The 20,667-nt window shown below is 69.7% G+C and carries 19 protein-coding genes; 5 read left to right on the top strand and 14 right to left on the bottom strand.

Translation table 11 applies throughout. From position 1 onward, the window contains the following. Window positions 1–17 precede the first annotated feature (17 nt). From ntrX to dusB, 5 genes are all read right to left on the bottom strand, one after another. The gene (ntrX, locus tag HLH48_RS01905) at window positions 18–1,409 is read right to left on the bottom strand and encodes a nitrogen assimilation response regulator NtrX (RefSeq protein ID WP_182995814.1); all 1,392 of its coding nucleotides are present in this window, start codon (window positions 1,407–1,409) and stop codon (window positions 18–20) included. Continuing rightward, a complete protein-coding gene (locus tag HLH48_RS01900) occupies window positions 1,399–3,624 on the bottom strand; it encodes a sensor histidine kinase NtrY-like (RefSeq protein WP_264813345.1) in 2,226 nt (741 codons plus the stop codon). The genes ntrX and HLH48_RS01900 overlap by 11 nt, the downstream gene beginning before the upstream one ends. 73 nt (window positions 3,625–3,697) lie before the next feature. Continuing rightward, window positions 3,698–5,146 (bottom strand): nitrogen regulation protein NR(I), encoded by a 1,449-nt coding sequence (gene ntrC, locus HLH48_RS01895; RefSeq protein ID WP_182995813.1) that lies wholly within the window; start codon window positions 5,144–5,146, stop codon window positions 3,698–3,700. 78 nt (window positions 5,147–5,224) lie between these two features. After that, window positions 5,225–6,346, bottom strand: coding sequence for a two-component system sensor histidine kinase NtrB (locus tag HLH48_RS01890; RefSeq protein WP_182995812.1), 1,122 nt, complete (start codon window positions 6,344–6,346; stop codon window positions 5,225–5,227). Then, window positions 6,343–7,404 carry a tRNA dihydrouridine synthase DusB gene (gene dusB / locus HLH48_RS01885; RefSeq protein WP_182995811.1) on the bottom strand — a complete coding sequence of 354 codons (1,062 nt, stop codon included), beginning with the start codon at window positions 7,402–7,404 and terminating at the stop codon, window positions 6,343–6,345. Before dusB ends, HLH48_RS01890 begins: the two co-directional genes overlap by 4 nt. 166 nt (window positions 7,405–7,570) lie before the next feature. On the opposite strand from dusB, the gene HLH48_RS01880 reads away from it, so the two are divergent. After that, complete coding sequence (locus HLH48_RS01880; RefSeq protein WP_182996037.1) at window positions 7,571–8,725, top strand: bifunctional 2-C-methyl-D-erythritol 4-phosphate cytidylyltransferase/2-C-methyl-D-erythritol 2,4-cyclodiphosphate synthase; 1,155 nt, start codon at window positions 7,571–7,573, stop codon at window positions 8,723–8,725. Window positions 8,726–8,901: 176 nt separating this feature from the next. Here the strand turns inward: HLH48_RS01880 and HLH48_RS01875 are convergent, their stop codons facing one another. The 5 genes from HLH48_RS01875 to HLH48_RS01855 all read right to left on the bottom strand — a co-directional run bounded on the left by HLH48_RS01875 (window position 8,902) and on the right by HLH48_RS01855 (window position 14,794). Continuing rightward, window positions 8,902–9,105: a hypothetical protein gene (locus HLH48_RS01875; protein WP_182995810.1), complete on the bottom strand. Its 204-nt coding sequence runs from the start codon at window positions 9,103–9,105 to the stop codon at window positions 8,902–8,904. Between the two features lie 135 nt (window positions 9,106–9,240). Beyond that, entirely contained in the window at window positions 9,241–9,978 is a 738-nt protein-coding gene (locus HLH48_RS01870) for an ATP12 family chaperone protein (protein ID WP_373320303.1), read from the bottom strand. After that, a complete protein-coding gene (locus HLH48_RS01865) occupies window positions 9,975–12,452 on the bottom strand; it encodes an AsmA family protein (RefSeq protein ID WP_246386716.1) in 2,478 nt (825 codons plus the stop codon). The genes HLH48_RS01870 and HLH48_RS01865 overlap by 4 nt, the downstream gene beginning before the upstream one ends. Before the next feature lie 3 nt (window positions 12,453–12,455). Beyond that, window positions 12,456–13,433, bottom strand: coding sequence for an RluA family pseudouridine synthase (locus tag HLH48_RS01860; RefSeq protein WP_182995809.1), 978 nt, complete (start codon window positions 13,431–13,433; stop codon window positions 12,456–12,458). After that, complete coding sequence (locus HLH48_RS01855) at window positions 13,430–14,794, bottom strand: replication-associated recombination protein A (RefSeq protein WP_182995808.1); 1,365 nt, start codon at window positions 14,792–14,794, stop codon at window positions 13,430–13,432. The genes HLH48_RS01860 and HLH48_RS01855 overlap by 4 nt, the downstream gene beginning before the upstream one ends. A 228-nt stretch (window positions 14,795–15,022) precedes the next feature. On the opposite strand from HLH48_RS01855, the gene sodC reads away from it, so the two are divergent. Beyond that, window positions 15,023–15,562: a superoxide dismutase[Cu-Zn] gene (gene sodC / locus HLH48_RS01850; protein ID WP_182995807.1), complete on the top strand. Its 540-nt coding sequence runs from the start codon at window positions 15,023–15,025 to the stop codon at window positions 15,560–15,562. 63 nt (window positions 15,563–15,625) lie between these two features. On the opposite strand, the gene HLH48_RS01845 is transcribed toward sodC, so the two are convergent. The 3 genes from HLH48_RS01845 to fzlA all read right to left on the bottom strand — a co-directional run bounded on the left by HLH48_RS01845 (window position 15,626) and on the right by fzlA (window position 17,830). After that, window positions 15,626–15,883 (bottom strand): hypothetical protein, encoded by a 258-nt coding sequence (locus HLH48_RS01845; protein WP_182996060.1) that lies wholly within the window; start codon window positions 15,881–15,883, stop codon window positions 15,626–15,628. 71 nt (window positions 15,884–15,954) lie between these two features. Then, complete coding sequence (locus HLH48_RS01840) at window positions 15,955–17,148, bottom strand: BaiN/RdsA family NAD(P)/FAD-dependent oxidoreductase (protein WP_182995806.1); 1,194 nt, start codon at window positions 17,146–17,148, stop codon at window positions 15,955–15,957. Window positions 17,149–17,161: 13 nt separating this feature from the next. After that, window positions 17,162–17,830, bottom strand: a complete 669-nt coding sequence (gene fzlA, locus HLH48_RS01835; protein ID WP_182995805.1) for an FtsZ-binding protein FzlA — start codon at window positions 17,828–17,830, stop codon at window positions 17,162–17,164. Window positions 17,831–17,986: 156 nt separating this feature from the next. On the opposite strand from fzlA, the gene minC reads away from it, so the two are divergent. From minC to minE, 3 genes are all read left to right on the top strand, one after another. After that, window positions 17,987–18,709 carry a septum site-determining protein MinC gene (gene minC, locus HLH48_RS01830; RefSeq protein ID WP_182995804.1) on the top strand — a complete coding sequence of 241 codons (723 nt, stop codon included), beginning with the start codon at window positions 17,987–17,989 and terminating at the stop codon, window positions 18,707–18,709. 101 nt (window positions 18,710–18,810) lie between these two features. Beyond that, window positions 18,811–19,626 (top strand): septum site-determining protein MinD, encoded by an 816-nt coding sequence (minD, locus tag HLH48_RS01825; protein ID WP_114727694.1) that lies wholly within the window; start codon window positions 18,811–18,813, stop codon window positions 19,624–19,626. After that, window positions 19,623–19,892 carry a cell division topological specificity factor MinE gene (gene minE / locus HLH48_RS01820; RefSeq protein ID WP_182995803.1) on the top strand — a complete coding sequence of 90 codons (270 nt, stop codon included), beginning with the start codon at window positions 19,623–19,625 and terminating at the stop codon, window positions 19,890–19,892. Before minD ends, minE begins: the two co-directional genes overlap by 4 nt. A 54-nt stretch (window positions 19,893–19,946) precedes the next feature. Here the strand turns inward: minE and HLH48_RS01815 are convergent, their stop codons facing one another. Beyond that, on the bottom strand, window positions 19,947–20,633 hold the full coding sequence (locus HLH48_RS01815) for a GntR family transcriptional regulator (RefSeq protein ID WP_182996034.1): 687 nt from the start codon (window positions 20,631–20,633) through the stop codon (window positions 19,947–19,949). Window positions 20,634–20,667: the final 34 nt, after the last annotated feature.

Raw genomic sequence — 20,667 nt, 5'->3', positions numbered from 1 at the left:
CTCCAGGGGGCAAAATCTCATCCCGCGCCCCGCTCGTCGGACGTGACGCCCAGTTGCTTCAGCTTGCGGTGCAGCGCGCTGCGCTCCATGCCGACGAACCCGGCGGTGCGGCTGATATTGCCGCCGAATCGCAGCAATTGCGCCTGGAGATACTGGGTTTCGAACAGGTCGCGCGCCTCGCGCAGCGGCAGGCCCATCACGTCGGCGGCCGGATCGAATTTCAGCAGGGTCGGCGCCCCCTGCCCGACCGACGGCGGCAGCATCTCGGCGCGGATCGGGTCGGTACCGTTCCCCGGCATCATGATCAGCAGCCGTTCCATCAGGTTGCGCAATTCGCGCGAATTGCCCGGCCAGTCATAGCTCTGCAACGCGGCGATCGCATCCCCCGACAGGTCGCGCAGCGGCAGGCCGGCATTCTCCGCCGCCCGGTGCAGGAACATCCGCGCCAGGCCGGGAATATCCTCCCGCCGCTCGCGCAGGCTGGGCACGCGCAGCGGCACCACCGCCAGCCGGTAATACAGGTCCTCGCGAAACCGCCCGGCGGCGATGGCCTCCTGGAGGTCGCGATTGGTCGCCGCCAGCACCCGCACGTCGACCTTGACCCGCGTGGCGCCGCCCAGCCGCTCGAAACTCTGGTCCTGCAAGGCACGGACGATCTTGCCCTGGGTTTCGATCGGCATGTCCGCCACCTCGTCCAGCAGCAGCGTGCCCCCATGGGCGCGTTCCAGGACCCCGGTGCGGCGCCCGCTGCCGTCCACCCCGCCCTCGATGCCGAACAGCTCCTCCTCGAACCGCCCCGGCGCCAGCGTGGCGCAGTTCAGGGCGACGAACGGCCCCTCGGCGCGGCGCGAGCGGGCATGGATCATCCGCGCCGCGACTTCCTTTCCCGCGCCGGCGGCGCCGGAAATCAGCACGCGGGACCCGCTGGGCGCCACGCGCTCCACCTGGTTGCGCACCGCCGCGATGGCCGGGCTGTCGCCGAACAGCGTCGCCTCCGGCCCCGCGCGCAGGCGCAGCTCGGCATTCTCCCGCGCCAGGCGCGACGCCTCCAGAGCCCGCCGGACGACCAGCAGCAGCCGGTCGGACTGGAACGGCTTCTCGATGAAGTCGTAGGCACCGTGCTGCAAGGCCGCGACGGCGGTTTCGATCGTGCCGTGGCCAGAAATCATGATGGTGGGAACGGCCGGTTCCTCGCCCTGGATCGCGTTCAGGATTCCCAGCCCGTCCAGCCGCGATCCCTGGAGCCAGACATCGAGAATGACCAGCGACGGCCTGCGCGCCCTAAACGCGCTGATCGCCGAATCCGAATCCCCGGCCAGCCGGGTCTCGTAGCCTTCGTCCCGAAGGATCCCCTCGATCAGCAGCCGGATATCCGGTTCGTCGTCAACGATCAGGATTTCATGCGCCATGCTCGTCCTTTATGGGCAGTATCAAGATCGAAACGGCTCCGCGTCCGTCCGGCCTGTCTTCCAGACGGATGCTTCCCCCGTGATCTTCCAGGATTTTCTTGACGATCGCCAGCCCCAGCCCGGTCCCTTTCGGCTTGTGCGTCACATAGGGCTCGGTCAGCCGCTGCCTGTCTTCCTCCGGCAGGCCGATCCCGTCATCAACCACCACGATGTGCGCGGCCGTCCCCTCGACGCGCAGGACGATCCGGACAGTCCCGACCGACCCGGCCGGACGCTGGTCAGCATCACCATCTTTCGGAAGCATTGCAATGGCATCGGCAGCATTTTGCAACAAATTGGTCAACGCCTGCCCGACCATGCGCCGGTCGCACGACACGATCGGCCCATGGTCGGGCAGGTCGGTGTCATAGCGGATCTCCGGGTGCGCGGTGCGTTGCAGGATCAGCGCCTCGCGCACGATTCGCGACAGGTCTTCGGGGCGCATGACCGGCTGGGGCATCCGCGCGAACGCCGAGAATTCGTCCACCATGCGCCCGATATCGCCGACATGCCGCACGATCGTATCCGCGCACTGGCTGAACGTCTCGGGGTCGGAAGTGATTTCCCGCAGGAATCGGCGCTTCAGCCGTTCGGCCGCAAGCTGGATCGGCGTGAGCGGATTCTTGATCTCGTGCGCGATGCGCCGCGCGATGTCGGCCCAGGCCGCCTTGCGCTGCGCGGCCTGCAAGGCCGTGATGTCGTCGAACGTCACCACATACCGGTCCGGCGCTCCCCCCGTGGTCTCGCCGCCGATCCGCACCAGCAGCGTGCAGGCCTTCGTACCCGACCCGACATGGATCTCGCCGGTCCACACCCGGTCCGGGGCGCTGGCCGCCTCCTTCAGCATCGGGCCGAACTCCGGCACGACATCCACCAGGTTCCGCCCGACATTGGCCGCCAGGTCCTTTTGCAGCAGCACGCCGGCGGCACGATTCGGCAGTTCGATCACCTGCTGCGCATCCAGCCCGATCACTCCGGCCGACACGCCCGACAGCACCGCCTCGGTAAAGCGCCGCCGCTCGTTGATCTGGCCATAGGCGATCATCAGTTCGGACCGCTGGCTGGACAACTGGTCGGTCATGCGGTTGAAGGCCCGCGACAGGCTCGACACCTCGTCGTCCCGCTCGCCCTCCGGCACCCGCACCTTCAGGTCGCCGTCGCTGATGCGCTCCGACGCGACGATCAGCAGCCCCAGCGGCTGCACGATCTGGTTCGCCAGCATCAGGCCCACCAGCACGGCGGCGAACAGCACCAGCAGCCCCACCAGCCCGAAGATCAGCACGAAGGTAAACTGGATCTTGGAACGGTTGCGGTTCAGCCGCTGGTAATCCGCCACCACGCGCTCGGTCTTGCGCATGTGCTCCAGAATCTCGGGATCGACCGGACGGGTGATGACCAGCATCAGCGGCGGCGTGTCGCCCAGCGAAATCACCGCGCGCACCGTCTTCTCGTCCGGCGAATCGAGAATCGCGATATCGTTGGTACGGGCCATCATGGTGGCCGAGGGCGGCGGCAGCGCCTGCATGTCCCCCGGCCGGCTCATCAGCCCGCCCTTGGCGACGACCTTGTTGGTCAGCGGGTCGTAGATCACCGCCTCGTTCAACCCGCGCAGAGTGGCCTGCGAATCCAGCACCTGGTCCAGCGCCTCGGGGTCGTGCATCAGGTCCGATTCCGATCCTTCCAGGCTGTTCGCCGCCCCGGCCAGATAGTTGGCCAGCGAGAACGCCTCGGTCCGGATATTGGCGTTATGTTCCTGTAGATAGCCGTGCGATGCCTGCAACGCCTCGTTCAGCGCCGTGTTGACGCGATCGCTGAACCAGATCTGGATGCCGTAGTGGAAGAACACCGCCGCGAACGAGCCGACAAGCACCGTCGGCGCCACCGCGACGATGCCGAACAACGTCACCAGGCGCACATGCAGCCGCGCGCCCGCCAGGCCGCTGCGCCGGTCGGCCAGCACGCGGCCCAGCCGTTCCGCCAGCGCCAGCGCCAGCAGCAGCAGCACCAGGAAGTTCAGGACGAAGATCAGGGCCTGGACGCGCGGATAATGCGTGACCGACATGCCGCCCGACAGCACCACGAAGGTGGCGACGCCGAAGCACAGCGCCAGCGCCACCAGCGCCAGCGCGACATTGCGCCGCGCCAGCAGCCCGAACAGCCCGCGCGTCAATCCCACCCCCGATGCCAGGCACCAGAGGCTGAAACCGCGCCTGGGGCTCAGCACCCGATTCGCTCCCGCCGCATGGAAATCAGCTTACGCCCCGCACGACGGGAATTTCCAGGTCGCGGATCTTCTTGCGCAGCGTGTTGCGATTCAGGCCCAGCATCGCCGCCGCCTTGATCTGGTTGCCCCGCGTGGCCGCCAGCGTCAGTTGGATCAACGGCCGCTCGACCTCGGCGATCACCCGGTCATAGATATCGTGCAGCGGCATGCCGTCCTGCCCCGCCGCCAGGAAATGCCTGATATGGCGGGCCACCGCGTCGGCCAGCGGCTCCTTGGCCAGCACCTCCGGCGCCTCGACCACCTGCTCGTGCGCGGATTCCGCCAGTTCCTGGTCGATCAGGTCCGCCGTGATCGTCTCCTGCGGATACAGGGCCGCCATGCGGCGCATCAGGTTCTCCAACTCGCGCACATTCCCCGGCCAGCGACTGGCCTGGAGCCGCTCGACCGCGCCATCGGCCAGAATCTTGCCCGGCAACCCGTCCTCGCGGCACCGCTCCAGGAAATGGCGCGCCAGCAGCGGAATGTCCTCCACCCGCTCGCGCAGCGGCGGCAGGCGGATCGGCACCACGTTCAGGCGATAGAACAGGTCCTCGCGGAAGGTGCCGTTGCGAATCGACTGGCGCAGGTCGCGATGCGTGGCCGCGACGATCCGCACATTGGCCCGGATCGGCAGCCGTCCGCCGACGGTCGTGAACTCGCCTTCCTGCAACACGCGCAGCAGCCGGGTCTGCGCCTCGGGTGGCATGTCCCCGATCTCGTCGAGAAACAGCGTGCCGCCCGCCGCCTGCTCGAAACGCCCGGGATTGCGGCTGGTCGCCCCGGTAAAGGCGCCCCGCTCGTGGCCGAACAACTCGCTCTCGATCAACTCGCGCGGGATCGCCGCCATGTTGACGGGCACGAATGCCCCGCCCCGCCGGCGGCCGTAATCGTGCAGGGCGCGGGCGACCAGTTCCTTTCCGGTGCCGCTCTCGCCGTTGATCATCACCGTCAGGTCCGACGTCGTCAGCCGCGCGATGATGCGATAGATGTCCTGCATCGCCATCGACCGGCCGATCAGCGGCATCCGCTCCTCGGATTCGGGCGCGGGCGGCTCGGCCAGCGCGCGGGCCGGCGCGGCCAGCGCCCGCTCGACCACCGCCAGCAATTCCTTCAGGTCGAACGGCTTGGGCAGATATTCGAACGCCCCGCGCTGGGTCGCCTTGACCGCGGTCATCAGGGTGGATTGCGCGCTCATCACCAGCACCCGCATGTCCGGCCGCGCCCGCTTGATGCGGGGGATCAGGTCCAGGCCGTTCTCCTCGGGCATCACCACGTCGGTAATGACCAGGTCGCCCTCGCCTTCCTCGATCCATTGCCACAGGGTCGCCGCGCTGGCGGTCGTCCGCACCTGATAACCCGCGCGCCCCAGGGCCTGGCTGAGAACGGTGCGGATCGAGCGGTCGTCATCGGCAACAAGGATGGTCGGAAGGGGCATACGAAATCCGGTCTCTCGAGATAAAATATAAAAACAGCGGCATGGCGGACGGGGCGGAACGCCGCGCGGCGCGACGGGTCAGGGGTGCGTCCGTCCCTCGGCCACCACGGGCAGATGCAGCAGGACCTCGGTGCGGCCCGGGCGGCTGTTGACCTCGATCACCCCGCCATGATCGCCGATGATCTTGCCCGCCAGCGCAAGCCCCAGGCCGCTTCCTCCCGCCTTGGTGGTCAGAAAGGGCTCGAACAGATGGGGGCGGACACTCTCGGGAATGCCCGGGCCGTTATCGCGCACCGAGACCACCAGCGGCAGCTCGACCCGCTGCTCCATCCCCGGCACCGCCAGCCGCACGCCATGGCGATAGGCGGTCCCGAGCGTGATCTCGCCCCCCCTGTCATCGGCGGCGACGGCCTCGGCGGCATTCTTGACCAGATTCAGCAGCACCTGCACCAGTTGGTCGCGGTTGCCCCACACCGGCGGCAATGACGGGTCATATTCCTCGACGAAGCGGATATTGGCGCCGAATCCCTGCTGCGCCAGCAACCGCACATGCTCCAGCACGCGGTGGATGTTCACCGGCCGCCGTTCCAGCGGCTTGTCGCTGAAAATCTCCATCCGGTCCACCAGGTCGCGAATCCGGTCGGCCTCGTCACGGATCAGGATCGCCAGTTCCCGGTCGCCCTCGCAGACCGATCCCTCCAGCAGTTGCGCGGCCCCCCGAATGCCCGAGAGCGGGTTCTTGACCTCATGCGCCAGGATGGCGGCCATGCCCGAGACGCTGCGCGCGGCCGAGCGGAATGTCAGTTGCCGGTCCAGCGCCCGCGCCGCCGAGGAATCGTGGAAGGTCAGCAGCACCCCGTCCGGATCCTCGGCCACCAGCGTGCCCTGCACGGTGATGCCCTGGCGATGCAGGCGCGGGCCGTCCAGCGTCAACTCATGCTCCGCGATCGTCACGCCGTCGCGCCGCACCTGGTCCACCAGCAGGAAGATCGGATGGTCGGCCGCCAGTACCTCGGCCAGATGCATCTGCACCAGATGCTGGCTGGACATGCCGAAGAACGGCTCCGCCGCGCTGTTGACATGGCGGATGCGGTTTTCCTTCCCGACCAGCATCACCGGCAGGGGCATGGCATCCAGCAGCGCCGCGCCGTCCGGCCGGGGCCTGTCGTCGGGCGGCAGGGCCGCGTGCATGGGCATCATGCCGCCTGGGCGGCTTCCTGGCCGCCCGACGCACTCCCCCGGCGCTCGCGGCGCGAACCGGCGGCGATGTGCCGGTCATAGAACGCGCCGATCATCGCGATCGCCGCCCCGGCCTCGTCCACCCGATTGATCGCGGAGCGGAAACCCGCCGAATCCGGCAGGCCCGCCGAGTACCAGGACACATGCTTGCGCGCCAGGCGCAGGCCGGGATGCGCGCCGAAATGCGACAGCATCATGTCGTAATGCTCCAGGACGATCGCCTTTTCCGTCGCCAGGTCCGGGTCGGGCACCTCCTCGCCGGTCGTCAGGGCGCGGCCCACCTGCGCCAGGAACCACGGCCGGCCATAGCAGCCGCGCCCGATCATCACCCCGTCGGCGCCCGACTGCGCCAGCGCCCGCCGCGCGTCGTCGACCGTCAGGATATCCCCATTGACGATCACCGGCAGCGACACCGCTTCCTTCACCGAGCGGACGAAGGCCCAGTCGGCGGTGCCGGTATAGAATTGCTGCCGCGTCCGGCCATGCACCGTCACCATGCGGATACCGGCCTGCTCCGCCATCCGGGCCAGGACGGGGGCGTTCAGGCTGGCATGGTCCCAGCCCATGCGCATCTTCAGCGTCACCGGCACGTCCACCGCCCGCACCACGGCCTCCAGCAGCCGGCCCGCCAGCGCCTCGTCGCGCATCAGCGCCGACCCCGCCTGCTGGCCCACGGCCACTTTCTTGACCGGGCAGCCAAAATTGATATCGACCATGTTCGCGCCGCGCTCCACGGCGATCCGCGCCGCCTGGGCCATCGCCCCGGGCTCGCACCCCGCGAGCTGCACCGCGTTGGGCCCGTCCTCGTCCGCGACCTCCGCCATGCGCAGCGTCGCCTGGTTCTCGCGCACCATGGCCCAGGACGCGATCATCTCGGACACCACCAGCCCGGCGCCCAGCCGCCGCGCCAGCCGGCGGAACGGCAGGTCCGTCACACCCGACATCGGGGCGAGAATGACCGGGGTGCGCAGCACCACGCCCCTTCCCAGATCGACTGGACGCAACAATTCGGACGACATGGATAAAATTCCAGCATGAATGCTTAGGATTTAAGCAGAATACCGAACTCCCCGGCATCACGCAATCGCGATAGCAGTCCCGCGAAATCGAAGTCGCATGGCCGTCCCCGGGAACAATTGCGCGGCGGCGCTTGACGGCGGGTGGCGTCCGCCGCATTGCTCCGCCATGCGTGTTGCAGCCATTCTTCTTGCCGCGGGCGTGGGCCGACGTTTCAGCGCCACGACGGCATCGCCTGTCGCCAAGCAGTATCTGACGCTCGGCGGCCGCCCCATCATCCGCCATGCGGCCGACGCCCTGCGTCCCCATGTGGACCTGCTCCAGCCGGTCGGCGACACCGCCGCGCTGGCCGACGCCCTGCACGGCGTGGACAGCCTGCCGCCCGTCGCCGGCGGCGCCACCCGGCAGGAAAGCGTCCGCGCGGGGCTCGAGGCGCTCGATCGCCTGCCCCAGGCCGAGCGGCCGGACCTGGTGCTGGTCCATGACGGCGCGCGTCCTTATGTGCCCGCCGAGGTGACCCGGGCCGTGATCGCCGCCCTCGCCGCCCAGCCCGGCGCCATCCCGGCCGTCCGGGTGGCCGACACGCTCAAGCGTGGCCGCGACGGCGTGATCGCGGCGACCGTCCCGCGCGACGACCTGTATCGCGCCCAGACGCCGCAGGGTTTCCGCTTCGCGCTGCTGCGCGACCTGCATCGCGGCGCCGCCGCCCGCGACGCGACCGACGACGCCGCCCTCCTGGAAATGGCGGGCCACCCGGTCGCGCTGGTTCCCGGTTCGGAAGACAATATCAAGCTGACCTACGAGGAAGATCTGATGCGCCTGGAACGGCTGATCGGTCCGACATTGCTGCCGCGCACCGGCATCGGCTACGACGTGCATGCCTTCGCCGAGAACCGGGCGCTGATCCTCTGCGGCATCACGGTGCCCCACGATCGCGGCCTGGCCGGTCATTCCGACGCCGATGTCGGCATCCATGCCCTGTGCGACGCCATCTACGGCGCGCTGGCCGAGGGCGATATCGGCCGCCATTTCCCCCCCAGCCAGAACGAATGGAAGGACGCCGACAGCGCGCGCTTCCTGGTCCATGCCGGCCAGCGGATTCGCGCCCGGGGCGGCATGCTGGTCAACGCCGACGTCACGCTGATCTGCGAGCGCCCGAAAATCGGCCCGCATGCCCAGGCGATGCGCCAGCGCCTCGCGGACCTGCTGGAGGTCGAGATCGACCGCATCTCGGTCAAGGCCACGACCTCCGAACGGCTCGGCTTCACCGGCCGCGAGGAAGGCATCGCCTGCACCGCCAGCGCCACCGTCCTCGTCCCCTGACCCTGCCCGGAAACGCGCGCCGGCGGCGATCCGGCGCGCGGCCCGTGCCGGGCTAGAGCATCATCCAACCGGATGGACTCATTCGGTCGGATAAAGATGCTCGATAAAACAATGATCTAAAGCCATATCCGTGAACCAGTGTGAACGGATATGGCTCTAGGCTACGACCGTCCGGATCAGCTTTCGATCGCCATGATCACGACGACGACGGGCACGATCGCCAGCAGGACCCACGCGCCCATGGCGCAGGTCGCGACCCACTGCGCCACGCGCTGCTTCACGCGCTGCGACGATACGCCCCGGCCTTTCGATGCCCGGTCGATCTCATGCACGGCAATGCCGGGCATTTCCGAAAGCGGCCGCCAATCGATCAAAGCCATGCACCCTCTCCCGTCTGGTGATGTCATCCGTCCCTCTCTAGCGCAAAGCCCTGTAACAGAGTGTTTGGCTCGGTATCGGAACACGAGGCGTGGATTACCGGCCGTTTATGGCGGTTCCATGGCCACGCCCGGCCATCAGGAGCCCGGGCGCAGCAACACCAGGAACGATGCCGCGTCGGCAACCTCCGCCCGCAACCGCTCCAGCCGCGCGGCCTGCTCGGCATCCGCCCCCCATAGTTCCATCTGGGTCCGCTCGTCGAGCGTCGCGCACCAGATGGCCTGCTCCGCCGTCAGCCGCCCCTCGACCAGCGCCAGGCCCAGCACCAGGCTGCCCAGCGCCGGCACCGCGACCCCCAGCGCCGCCAGCACCCCGTCCGACTCGCCATCCAGCACGGCACGCAGTCCCGCCAGCGCGTCGTCGGGCTGATCGACCGGCATCACGCCATCGGTGGTCCGCAACGCCACCCCATGGCGGGCACGCAGCCAGTCCAGCCACGGGTCCCACTCCTGCCGCTGGCGTTCGACCAGCAGGGCGGGATAACGCGCGCGGTAGCACAACAGTTCGTGGCGGGCATATCCCAGCAACGCACCGATCGTCGCCGCCCGATCGGGGGCGATCCGCTCCAGCATCGTCCCCGCCATCCGCGTCAGGGGCAGGTCCGACGGCGTGAACTCCCCGCCCGTCCGCCCGCCGGCCGCATCCCGCCATTCACCGGCCAAAGCCTCGGCCAGCGCCCGGCCGCCGACGCGCAGCACCGTCCCGCCCGGCAGGCGCACCGGGCGCCCGTCCAGCCGGACCGCGAACCCGTCCGCCTCCTCCACAACCTCCGCCCGGTCCCAGAACCGGCGGCGCGCCCCAGGCGCGCCGGTCACCGAAACAATCCCAGGCCGCGCAGCACATCCATCACCTTCGGTCCCTTGGCTTTCGGCGCCGCGTCCGGCGAGGGGCCGGGCCGTTCCTCGCGCGCGGCCTTCAGGGTATCGGGGCACGGATCGGCAAACCCCGCCGACGGCCCGATGGTCAGCATGAAACGATGCCCGGGCCCCGCCGGTTCCGGGCGCGGCTGCGGCGCCATCACCGTGCCGGCGACCATGACCGGCATGCTGGCGCCGGTCCCGCCGATCAGCAGTTGCGGCAGCAGATGCAGGTCCAGCTCCTGGCGCGCCAGCCCGACCGTTCCATGCCCCGTCACCGTCAGCCGAAAGGTCTGCAGCCCGATCGTGTCCAGCGCGGCCTGCCCGTTGCCCAGCGTCATATGCACGCCAAGGCAGCGCAGCGCGACCGACGAGCCCCGCGTGGCGGCCGCCGCGTCCGGCCCCAGCATGCGACCCAGCATGTTCCCGTCGATCCGCCCCTTGACCATCGACAGGCCCAGATGACCACCCAGATGCGCGCGCAGCGCGGCGCGATCGTTCCCCTGGGTCTGGATACTGCCGACCAGTTGCAGGCTGCCGCGCAGCATCGGGCTCCAGCCGAACGCCTGGGCCACCCATTCGGCCGGCAGCACCAGCGTCCGCACTTCGGCGGACAGGCGCGGCACCGCGCCCGACGCATCGATGCCCAGCGAACCGTCCAGGCTGCGCCCCGCACCGTCGGCATGCAGCGGATCGACCGTCAGCTTGCCCCCATGCAGCACGAAATGGGCTTCGGCGGCATGATAATCCTCGCCATACAGCCGCATCTGGTCCGCCGTCAGGTCCAGGTCCCCCTCCATCTGCCGCAACCGCTCGAAGGGCAGCACCCCGTCCGCCCCGGCTTCCTTTGCCGGCGCGGGCGCGGGCGACGCCTCATCGGCCTCGGCCTCACGCCTGTCCCCGTCCGGCGCGGCGCCGGCGGCATGCAGCGCATCGACATCCAGCCGGCTGGCATGCAACCGGCCGTCCAGCACCGGAACGCCGTCCGTCCCGCCCGGCCGAAGAAAGGACATGTCCCCGTCCAACGTCATCTGGGCGGAATCCAGCCGCAGGCCGGTCAGCCGGAAATCGGTTCCACCCCGGATCGCCAGATGGGCATCGGCGGTCAGGTGATCCAGCATCAGGTCCCCGGGCAGCGACAGCCGGTCGGCCGTCAGATGGCCGTCCAGCGCCGATTGCCCGCCGCCGACCGTCCCGCCCAGATGCAACGTCCCGCCCGCCGCCTCCACCACCAGGTCCAGCGGCATCGCGCTGCCCATGTGGCTGCGCGCCGCCGCCAGCGTCTCGGCGGGCGTTCCCACCGTACCGTGCAGCGCGAACGGCCGGCCGTCGTACCGGCCGGCGGTCTCGATCGTCACATGATCGGCCGGCGTCGGCGCATCGACCGCCAGATGATCCAGTTGCAGCCCGCCCAGCATCGGCACGCCGCCGATCGTCCCGGTCCGCAGCCGCACCTGGCGCAGGCCGGGCACCGCCGCGTCCCCGCTTCCCAGATCGACCACGCGGGCCATGGCGTCGATATCATGGATGTCCGGCAGGTTCGCATGCACGAACAGCCGGTTGAAATCGGTCAACTGCCCGATCGCGGCATGCACCGCGACATCATAGCCGCGCAGCCGCCGGGGCGCGGACAGGGCGCCGTCCAGCGAAGCGCTGGCCGCCTCCCGCCCATCCACCTGAAACGACGCCCGCACATGCAGCGGCCATGCGGCGGCCTGGGGCGCGAGGACCGGGCCGAACTGCCCCGACAGCGTCACGACGGCCAGCCGGTCGCCCAGGCGATGCCCCTGCGCGGCGATCGTGGGCATCGGCCCGGTCAGCCCGAACAGGTCCAGCCTGTCCAGCGTCGCCGCCCCGCTGATGCGACCCTGCCGGTCATCCCAGCGCAGATCGGCATCGCGGATCCGCACGCTGCCGATCCGGATCCGCCAGGGACTGGATGTCGACGGCGCCGACACCTCGCCCGGCGGAGACGCCGCTTCGGCGGGCGGCCGCATCTGCCAGTTCGCACGCCCGTCCGCCAGACGCTCGACCAGCAGGTCGGGATGGACCAGCCGCACGTCCTCCAGCCGGATCTCGTGGCGCAACAGCGGCAGAACCGCCAGCCGCGCCTCCAGCCCCCCGGCCGTCAGCATCTCCGCCCGTGCCCCGCCCGGCATGTCCGCCAGGGCCAGATCCCGGACGGACAGCGACGGATAAGGCAGGATATGCACCTGCACCGCCCCCAGTCGCAGCACGCGACCGGTCTGGCGCCAGACCGCCGCCACGGCCTGCGCGCGCAGCGCGGCAGGGTCGATCAGCGCCCGCGCGGCCAGCACCGCGCCCCCGGCCAGGATGGCGCCCAGGACGGCCAGCAGCAGCAGCAGGCGCCAGGCCCGGCGTTTCGGTCGCGGCGGCGGCATGGCGGACCCTTCCCAGACGACGGGCAGCATCGCTCAGCTCCGCCGCGGCGCCGGCGTGGCGCCGGCGGTAAAACCGAGTTGGCGAAAGGTCTCGCGCATATGCGGCGGCAGTTCGGCCGACACATGCAGGCGTCCCCCCGCCGGATGCGGCAGGTCCAGCGAGCGGGCATGCAGATGCAGCCGGTCGACGAATCCCTCGGGGTGCGCCGCATCCCCTCCATATTTCGGATCGCCGAGGATCGGCGTCCCCAGCGCCTCGCAATGCACGCGCAACTGATGGGTCCGCCCCGTCAGCGGCGACAGCGCCAGCCACGACAGGCGGCGGCCGGCGGCATCCAGCACCTCATATTCCGACAGCGCATGCGCCGCATCCTCGTCCTTGCGCGACGCCACGACCGTCAGCGCCCCCGGCCCAGCCCCCAGCCGCGCCAGAGGCTGGTCGATCACCCCGCTGGCCGGGGTCGGCCGGCCGACCACCACCGCCCAGTAGGTCTTGCGCACGTCGCGCCCGCGAAAGGACGCCGCCAGCTTCGCGGCCACGCCGGGCGTGCGCGCCAGCAGCAGCAGCCCCGACGTGTCGCGATCGATCCGATGCACCAGGCGGGGACGCGGATCGTCGTCATGCTCCTTCAGCGCATCCAGCATGCCGTCGACATGGTGCGTAATGCCCGGCCCGCCCTGCACCGCCAGCCCGGCGGGCTTGTTCAGCACGATCACCTGGGCATCGCTGTATACCACCATGCCCCGGATCTCGCGCACCTTGCGGTCGTCCAGCACCGGCCGCGGCGGCGGGGCCGGCCGCGCGGCGGCGGGGATCGGCGGCACGCGCACCACCTGCCCCGCCAGCAGGCGGGTCGCGGTATCGGCGCGCTTGCCGTCCACCCGCACCTGGCCGGTGCGGCACAGTTTCTGCAACGCCCCCTGGGTCAGATGGGGGTAATGGCGGCGAAACCACCGATCGAGGCGGATATCGGCTTCGTCATCGCTGACGGTCAGGGTCACAACACTCATGACTGACGGCTTTCCCGCAGTCTGGCCCACCTGTCCAGCCGTCGCGCGATCTCGGCCTCGAATCCCCGGCCGGTGGGGCGATACAGCGATTCGCGCGGCATCCCGTCCGGGAAGTAATTCTGACCGGAAAACCCCTCCTCGGCATCGTGGTCGTATTCATATCCGCTGCCATAGCCCAGATCCTTCATCAGGCCGGTGGGCGCGTTCAGGATATGGGCCGGCGGCATCAGGCTGCCGGTCGCCTTCGCCAGCCGCCGCGCCGCCTTGTAGGCGCTGTAGACGGCATTCGATTTCGGGGCGCTGCCCAGATGCACGACCAGTTGCGCCAGCGCCAGTTCCCCCTCGGGCGAGCCGAGTCGCTCATAGGTCTCCCACGCCGCCACCGCCAGGGGCAGCGCCTGCGGATCGGCCATGCCCACATCCTCGGCCGCGAACCGGGTCAGCCGCCGGGCGATGAAGCGCGGGTCCTCGCCCCCTTCGAGCATCCGGGCAAACCAGTACAGCGCCGCGTCGGGGTCCGAGCCCCGCAGCGATTTATGCAGCGCCGAAATCAGGTTGTAATGTTCCTCGCGGTCCTTGTCGTACAGCACCGCGCGCCGCGCCAGCAGCCCGGCCAGCCCCCCGGCATCCAGCGGCGGCGCGTCGGGCAACGCCAGAACCTGCTCGACCATGTTCAGCAGATAGCGCCCGTCCCCATCGGCCATCGCCCGCAGCGCCGCCCGTCCCTCCTGCGTCAGCGGCAGCGCCCGCCCGCTCTCGGCCTCCGCCCGGCCCAGCAGCCGTTCCAACGCCTCGTCGTCCAGCCGCCGCAGCACCATGACCTGGCAGCGCGACAGCAACGCCCCGTTCAGCGCGAAGGACGGATTCTCGGTCGTCGCCCCCACCAGCACCACCGTCCCGTCCTCGACCACCGGCAGGAATCCATCCTGCTGGGCGCGGTTGAACCGATGGATCTCGTCGACGAACAGCAGCGTGCTCTGCCCGGTGCCGGCCCACTGCCGCGCATCGTCGAACGCCCGCTTCAGATCCGCGACCCCCGAGAACACGGCCGAGATCTGCACGAAGCGCAGCCCCGCCGCATCGGCCAGCAGACGGGCGATGGTCGTCTTGCCCACCCCCGGCCCGCCCCACAGGATCAGGCTGGCCAGCGACCCACGATCCAGCATCCGCCGCAGGGCGCCGCCCGGCCCCAGCAGATGGTCCTGCCCGACCACCGCGTCCAGCGATTCCGGGCGCAGCCGGTCGGCCAGGGGCTGGGTACGCGCCGCCGCCGCCCGCGCGCGGCGCATGCCCTGCCCGCCCGGCGCGACCGCTCCCCCGAACAGATCCCCGCTCTCCCGCTCGTCCCGCCTGCCCGCCATGCCGCCCCGCCTCGCATCCCTGCCGCCCGACCCTGTCCGATATCACGGGCATGCCAGGGACAGAAATGTGACGACCGTCCGCCGAATGCCAGACCGCCCGGCGATCCGCCGCGGGACATGCCCCGAACGTTCAAATTCTCGATCGGGGCGGATCCACAGCCCGGCAAAGGTCGTATTCTCCCCGAACGCTGCTAGGTTTTCAGCGCATCGCACGCACAGGAGCAGATAATGGCATCTTCACCCCGGACTTTGGCGGCGGCACTCGGCGCGGGGCTGCTCGCCCTGCCCGTCTCGGCGCTGGCGGCCGACCGGCTGACGGGCGACCTCAAGGGCAGCGACGGCGCCGCGCACGGCACGGTCGAGGTCATCGACGCGCCGAAGGGCGTAATCCTGCGCATCACCGCCACGGGCCTCGCACCCGGCTGGCACGGCGTGCATTTCCACGAAAAGGGCAGTTGCACACCGCCCACGTTCAAGAGCGCCGGCGGCCACGTCCACGCGCATGATGTCGCCAAGCCGGTGCATGGCCTGCTGAACGCAAACGCCGACGATGCCGGCGACCTGCCGAACATCCATGTCGACCCCGACGGCACCGCGACGGTGGAACTCTATTCGACCCTGGTGTCCTTCAAGGGCGAAGGCGGCCGCCCCGCCCTGATCGACCAGGACGGCTCGTCGCTGGTCATCCACGCCAAACCCGACGACTACCAGACCCAGCCGATCGGCGGCTCGGGCGACCGGGTCGCCTGCGCGGTCCTGACCCCGTAAGCCGACACCGCGCGGCAGGGGAAGGACGCACCCCTTCCCCTCCGTGCGACGCGCCGGGAACCTCTAATACACCAGCCCGTAGGACGGCGCCCCCAGCCCGGGGCAGGAACATGTGGCGCCCAGCGGCACCTGCGTCGGCAGGTGGCAGCTATAGACACCGGCCTTGCAAAGATAGCCATACCCGGCGATCGGCGTCCCCGGCGGCGGCTGGTAGGCCTGCGGCACTCCCTGGCAGCCGGCGGCCACGACCGCCAGGCCGGACAGGAGCAGGATCGCCCGTCCCGTCGCGACGAAGCGGCGCGCGATACGATAGGTCGCCATTGCGTCCTCCATTCCTTCGAACATGCACATGCTGAACGGCCGGCGGGACCGGGTGGTTGCCTGGCCGGCGATCAGCCCGCGTCGCCGGCGATCGCCCGTCCGGCCGCCTGCCCGCTGGCCCACGCCCACTGGAAATTATAGCCGCCCAGCCAGCCTGTCACGTCCACCGCCTCGCCCACCGCATACAGGCCGGGCACCGTCCGCGCCGCCATGGTGCGCGACGACAGGTCGCGCGTATCGATCCCGCCGCGCGTCACCTCGGCCTTGGCATAACCCTCGCTCCCCGCCGGCACCAGCCGCCAGCCGGACAGGATCTGGCCCAGCCGGTTCAGCACCGCGTCGGGCATCTCGCCCACCGGGCCCTCCGGCAGATGCCGCGCCGCCAGCGCCTGGGCAAGCCGCTGCGGCAGCACGCCGGCCAGCAGCGTCCGCCCCTCGACCCGTGGCCGCCGGCGCTTCGCCTCGCGCAGCACGGCGCCGGCATCGCACCCGGGCAGCAGATTCAGGCTGATCGCCCGGCCAGCCTCCCAATAGGACGAAACCTGGAGGATCGCCGGCCCGGACAGGCCCCGATGGGTCAACAGCATCGCCTCGCGAAACCGCGCGCCCCCGCATTGCGCCAGCACCTCCAGCGACACCCCGGCCAGGTCGCGCATCCACCCGCCATCCGCCGCATCCAGCGTCAGGGGTACCAGGGCCGGGGCCGTGGGCGTCACCCGCAGCCCGAACTGGCGCGCCAGCCCGTGCGAAAGCCCGGAGGCCCCCATGCGCGGGATCGACAGCCCACCGGTCGCCAGCACCAGCGCCGGCGCGCGAAACACTCCCCGATCGGTTTCGACCCGAAATCCCTCGCCACCGCTCACGCCCACGACCCGGTGCGACAGGCGGATATCCACCTCCCCCGCCGCGCATTCCGCCAGCAGCATGGCCACCACCTGGCGCGCCGACCCGTCGCAGAATAATTGCCCCAGCGTCTTTTCATGCCAGGCGATTCCGTGGCGCCCGATCATCTCCAGAAAGTCGGCCGGCCGGAAACGCGCCAGCGCCGATTTGGCGAAATGCGGATTACCGGACAGGAACCGTGCCGGATCGGTATCCAGGTTGGTGAAATTGCACCGCCCGCCACCCGAAATCAGGATCTTGCGCCCGGCCTCGGCCGCATGGTCCAGCACGACCACCCGCCGCCCGCGCCGGCCGGCGGCCAGCGCCGTCATCAGCCCGGCCGCCCCGGCGCCCAGCACGATGGCGTCGGTCTCGATCGTCATGGGCACCGCGCGATCAGAAATCGAGGTCGGCGTAATGGTCCGGCGGCACGATCCCCGTCACCCGGTCGTTCAGCAGCGCGCGGAAGCACGGGCGGGACTTCATCCGCGCGTACCAGTCCTTGGCCGCCGGCGCCTTGCTCCAGTCCACGTCGTTGATGAAATCCAGACAGGACAGATGCGACGCGGCAGCGAAATCGGCCAGCGAAAGGGTCGGCCCCGCCAGCCATTTCCGCGTCTCGGCCAGCCAGTCGAGATAGGACATGTGATAGCGGATATTGGCATAGCCCGCCCGCAGCGCATTGCCGTCCGGGTTGCCGCGCCCGGAAATCCGCTTCATCACCTTCTCATGCAGCAGGTTCTCCGTGACCTCGCCGGCGAATTTCTCGTCGAACCAGGCAACCAGCCGCCGGACCTCGACCCGCTCGGCCAGCGTGCGGCCCAGCAGCGGAGTATCGGGATAGGCCTCTTCCAGATATTCGCAGATCACCGACGAATCGGGAATCGACAGCCCGTTTTCCTCGACCAGCATCGGCACGGTCGCGGCCGGATTGGCGGCCAGGTAATCGGGCCGACGTTCCCATACCCGTTCCATCATCAGTTCGAACGGCAGCCGCTTCTCGCCCAGGACGAGGCGAACCTTGCGGCAATAAGGCGATAAGGGAAGATGATAGAGGATACGCATCGTCGCACTTTATGCCATCCCGCGGCGCGCCGCCAAGGCCCGCCGCATGCCATGCAGGAAATCGATGCCGCCTCGCGCGGATCGCTCGACAGCGCCCCGTTCTCACGGTAGCTGGAACGAGTTTCCTTCCCCGCAACGCGAAGGTCCCTGACGCCCTTGTCCGACGCCCCCCGCCCGCTTCCCCGCATCCGCGCCCGCGGCCGCTCCTTCCTGGCGCTGGTGCTGTCCCCCGAGGCCGAACTGGATGACTGGCTGCGCGGGCTGGACGCCCAGATCGCCCGCTCGCCCTCCTTCTTCGTCGGCAAGCCGGTCATCCTCGACCTGGGCCTGTTGTCGGGCGACGCCGAGGGACTGGCCAGCTTCTATCCGGCCCTGCTGGAACGCGGGGTCCGGGTCATCGGCATCGAGGGCGCCGACCCGGCATGGCCCGCGCTGGCGGAATGGGACTGGCCGATCGCGTTCGAGGGCGGCCGCGCCGCCGGCACGGTGGAACTGCCGGACGAGGACGCGGCGGAGGCACCGGGCGCCGCGCCCGCCCCGCCCATGTCGGCCCCCGCGCTGATCGTCGAAGGCCCGATACGCTCCGGACAGTCGGTCCTGCATCCCGAAGGCGATGTGGTCGTCGTCGGCTCGGTGGCCTCGGGGGCCGAGATCTCGGCCGGCGGATCGGTCCATGTCTACGGCACGCTGCGCGGGCGGGCGATCGCCGGCATGGGCGGGCAGACCGGGGCGCGGATCTTCGCGGCCGTGATGAAGGCGGAACTTCTTGCAATCGACGGCTATTACATGATCGCCGAGGAGATCGCGCCGGCCCTCCACGGCCGCCCTGCCCAGGCGATGCTGGAGGACGATACGATGGTCGTCCGGTCGCTGAATTGACTCAGGGCCGCTTTCCCGTTGCCCTCACCATATTTCCGCCACTAGATTCGTATCAAGACGACGCCACAGGATGGCGAAGCCGGACATAAGGAAACACGCATATGGCCAAGGTGCTGGTTGTCACTTCGGGTAAGGGCGGTGTGGGCAAGACCACATCGACCGCTGCCCTCGGCGCGGCACTGGCCCAGACCGGGAAGAACGTCGTCGTCGTCGATTTCGATGTCGGACTGCGCAATCTGGACCTGGTGATGGGCGCCGAACGCCGCGTGGTCTTCGACCTGATCAACGTCGTGCAGGGCGACGCCAAGCTGGCGCAGGCGCTGATCCGCGACAAGCGCGTGGAGACCCTGTCGATTCTCCCCGCGTCGCAGACCCGCGACAAGGACGCCCTCACCCCCGAGGGCGTCGCGAGGGTCATCGAGGAACTGCGCGAGAAATTCGACTGGGTGATCTGCGACAGCCCGGCCGGGATCGAGCGCGGCGCGCAGCTCGCGATGTATCACGCCGACCAGGCGGTGGTGGTGACCAACCCCGAGGTCTCGTCGGTGCGTGACAGCGACCGCATCATCGGCATGCTGGACAGCACCACCGAGCGCGCCAAGAAAGGCGAGAAGATCGACAAGCACCTGCTGCTGACGCGCTACGACCCGGCGCGCGCGGCGCGCGGTGAAATGCTGCGCACCGAGGACGTGCTGGAAATCCTCTCGATTCCGCTGCTGGGCATCATTCCGGAAAGCGAGGAAGTGCTGCGCGCATCGAACCTCGGCATGCCGGTCACGTTGTCCAATCCGACCAGTGCGCCGTCCCGCGCCTATTTCGAAGCGGTGCGCCGCCTGGAAGGCGAGACACTGGATGTCAGCGTGCCGACCGAACGCAAGGGCCTGTTCGACTGGCTGTTCAAGCGGAGTGTCGCATGAGTTTTCTGACCTCACTGTTCGGACGCAAGACGTCGGCCCCCATCGCCCGTGACCGCCTGCAGATCCTGCTGGCGCACGAACGCGCCGGCGAAGGCCAGTCGGAACTGATCGCCAGGCTCCAGGAAGAAATCCTGGAGGTCATCAAACGGCACATCTCGGTCGATCAGGACAAGGTGCAGATCAAGATGGATCGCGGCGCCGGCGTCTCGATGCTGGAAATCGACATCGAGGTCCCCGAAACGAAGCCCGTGGCCAGGACCGCCTGAACAGGCGGCCGTCAGCCGGGGCCGGTCCAGCGGGAGCGCCGCGGGCTCTCCCCGTCACGGGCCGTCTTGCCCCGCCCCCTGCGACAGCAGCGGCTCGATCCAGCTTCGGGCATAGTCCGCATCGCCGATCAGCGCGCGCGTCGCGGCATCCGGGTCATGCGCGCGCAGCGCGGCGATCAGAGCGTCATGCGGGTGCGGCATCCCGGGCGGGCGCGCCGGCGGCGCGGTGCGCGCCAGGGCATAGAGCGGCCCGATCCGCGTCCACAGGTTATGCAGGATATTCGCCGTCAGCGGCAGGTCGGCCATGGTCGCCAGCATGGCATGGAAATCGGCATTCCCCGCCGCCATCATGCCGTCATCCTGCCGCGCGCAGGCCTCCTGGAAGCGCGCATGCAGGCCCGCCAGCCCCTCCAGCTCGTCCTCCGTGGCGCGCAGGGCCGCCGCCTGGATCAGCCGGCTTTCCAGATCGACGCGCAGCCGATGGATCTCGCGAAAACTGGCCGGGGTGATGTCCGGCACCACCGCCGTATTGCGGTCGTTCAGTTCCAGCGCCTGTTCCGACACCAGCCGCAGCAGGGCTTCGCGGACCGGCGTGGGGCTCAATCCCAGTTCGGCGGCCAGCGGGCGCAGCACCAGCCGCTGGCCCACCCGATAGCGGCTGCGGATCAGGCCGCTGCGAATATAGTCATAGGCTTCGGCGCTCAGCGCCCGCCGGTTCCCCTCCGTCACCCCGCGCGGCATCCCGTCCTCCGGGCCGTCGCCGGCACGCTCCGCT

The sequence above is a fragment of the Gluconacetobacter sacchari genome (assembly GCF_014174255.1).
GTDB lineage: Bacteria > Pseudomonadota > Alphaproteobacteria > Acetobacterales > Acetobacteraceae > Gluconacetobacter > Gluconacetobacter sacchari.
This window is presented reverse-complemented; position numbering and strand designations above follow the sequence as displayed.

Bases quoted from the DNA above. Each gene is read 5' to 3' on its own strand.
- HLH48_RS01880 (WP_182996037.1), top strand. From the start codon at position 7,571: ATGCGTGTTGCAGCCATTCTTCTTGCCGCGGGCGTGGGCCGACGTTTC.
- HLH48_RS01890 (WP_182995812.1), bottom strand. From the start codon at position 6,346: ATGATGCCCATGCACGCGGCCCTGCCGCCCGACGACAGGCCCCGGCCG.
- sodC (WP_182995807.1), top strand. From the start codon at position 15,023: ATGGCATCTTCACCCCGGACTTTGGCGGCGGCACTCGGCGCGGGGCTG.
- dusB (WP_182995811.1), bottom strand. From the start codon at position 7,404: ATGTCGTCCGAATTGTTGCGTCCAGTCGATCTGGGAAGGGGCGTGGTG.
- HLH48_RS01815 (WP_182996034.1), bottom strand. From the start codon at position 20,633: ATGCCGCGCGGGGTGACGGAGGGGAACCGGCGGGCGCTGAGCGCCGAA.
- HLH48_RS01855 (WP_182995808.1), bottom strand. From the start codon at position 14,794: ATGGCGGGCAGGCGGGACGAGCGGGAGAGCGGGGATCTGTTCGGGGGA.
- HLH48_RS01875 (WP_182995810.1), bottom strand. From the start codon at position 9,105: ATGGCTTTGATCGATTGGCGGCCGCTTTCGGAAATGCCCGGCATTGCC.
- HLH48_RS01840 (WP_182995806.1), bottom strand. From the start codon at position 17,148: ATGACGATCGAGACCGACGCCATCGTGCTGGGCGCCGGGGCGGCCGGG.
- ntrC (WP_182995813.1), bottom strand. From the start codon at position 5,146: ATGCCCCTTCCGACCATCCTTGTTGCCGATGACGACCGCTCGATCCGC.
- ntrX (WP_182995814.1), bottom strand. From the start codon at position 1,409: ATGGCGCATGAAATCCTGATCGTTGACGACGAACCGGATATCCGGCTG.
- minE (WP_182995803.1), top strand. From the start codon at position 19,623: ATGAGTTTTCTGACCTCACTGTTCGGACGCAAGACGTCGGCCCCCATC.
- HLH48_RS01845 (WP_182996060.1), bottom strand. From the start codon at position 15,883: ATGGCGACCTATCGTATCGCGCGCCGCTTCGTCGCGACGGGACGGGCG.
- HLH48_RS01865 (WP_246386716.1), bottom strand. From the start codon at position 12,452: ATGCTGCCCGTCGTCTGGGAAGGGTCCGCCATGCCGCCGCCGCGACCG.
- fzlA (WP_182995805.1), bottom strand. From the start codon at position 17,830: ATGCGTATCCTCTATCATCTTCCCTTATCGCCTTATTGCCGCAAGGTT.
- HLH48_RS01860 (WP_182995809.1), bottom strand. From the start codon at position 13,433: ATGAGTGTTGTGACCCTGACCGTCAGCGATGACGAAGCCGATATCCGC.
- minD (WP_114727694.1), top strand. From the start codon at position 18,811: ATGGCCAAGGTGCTGGTTGTCACTTCGGGTAAGGGCGGTGTGGGCAAG.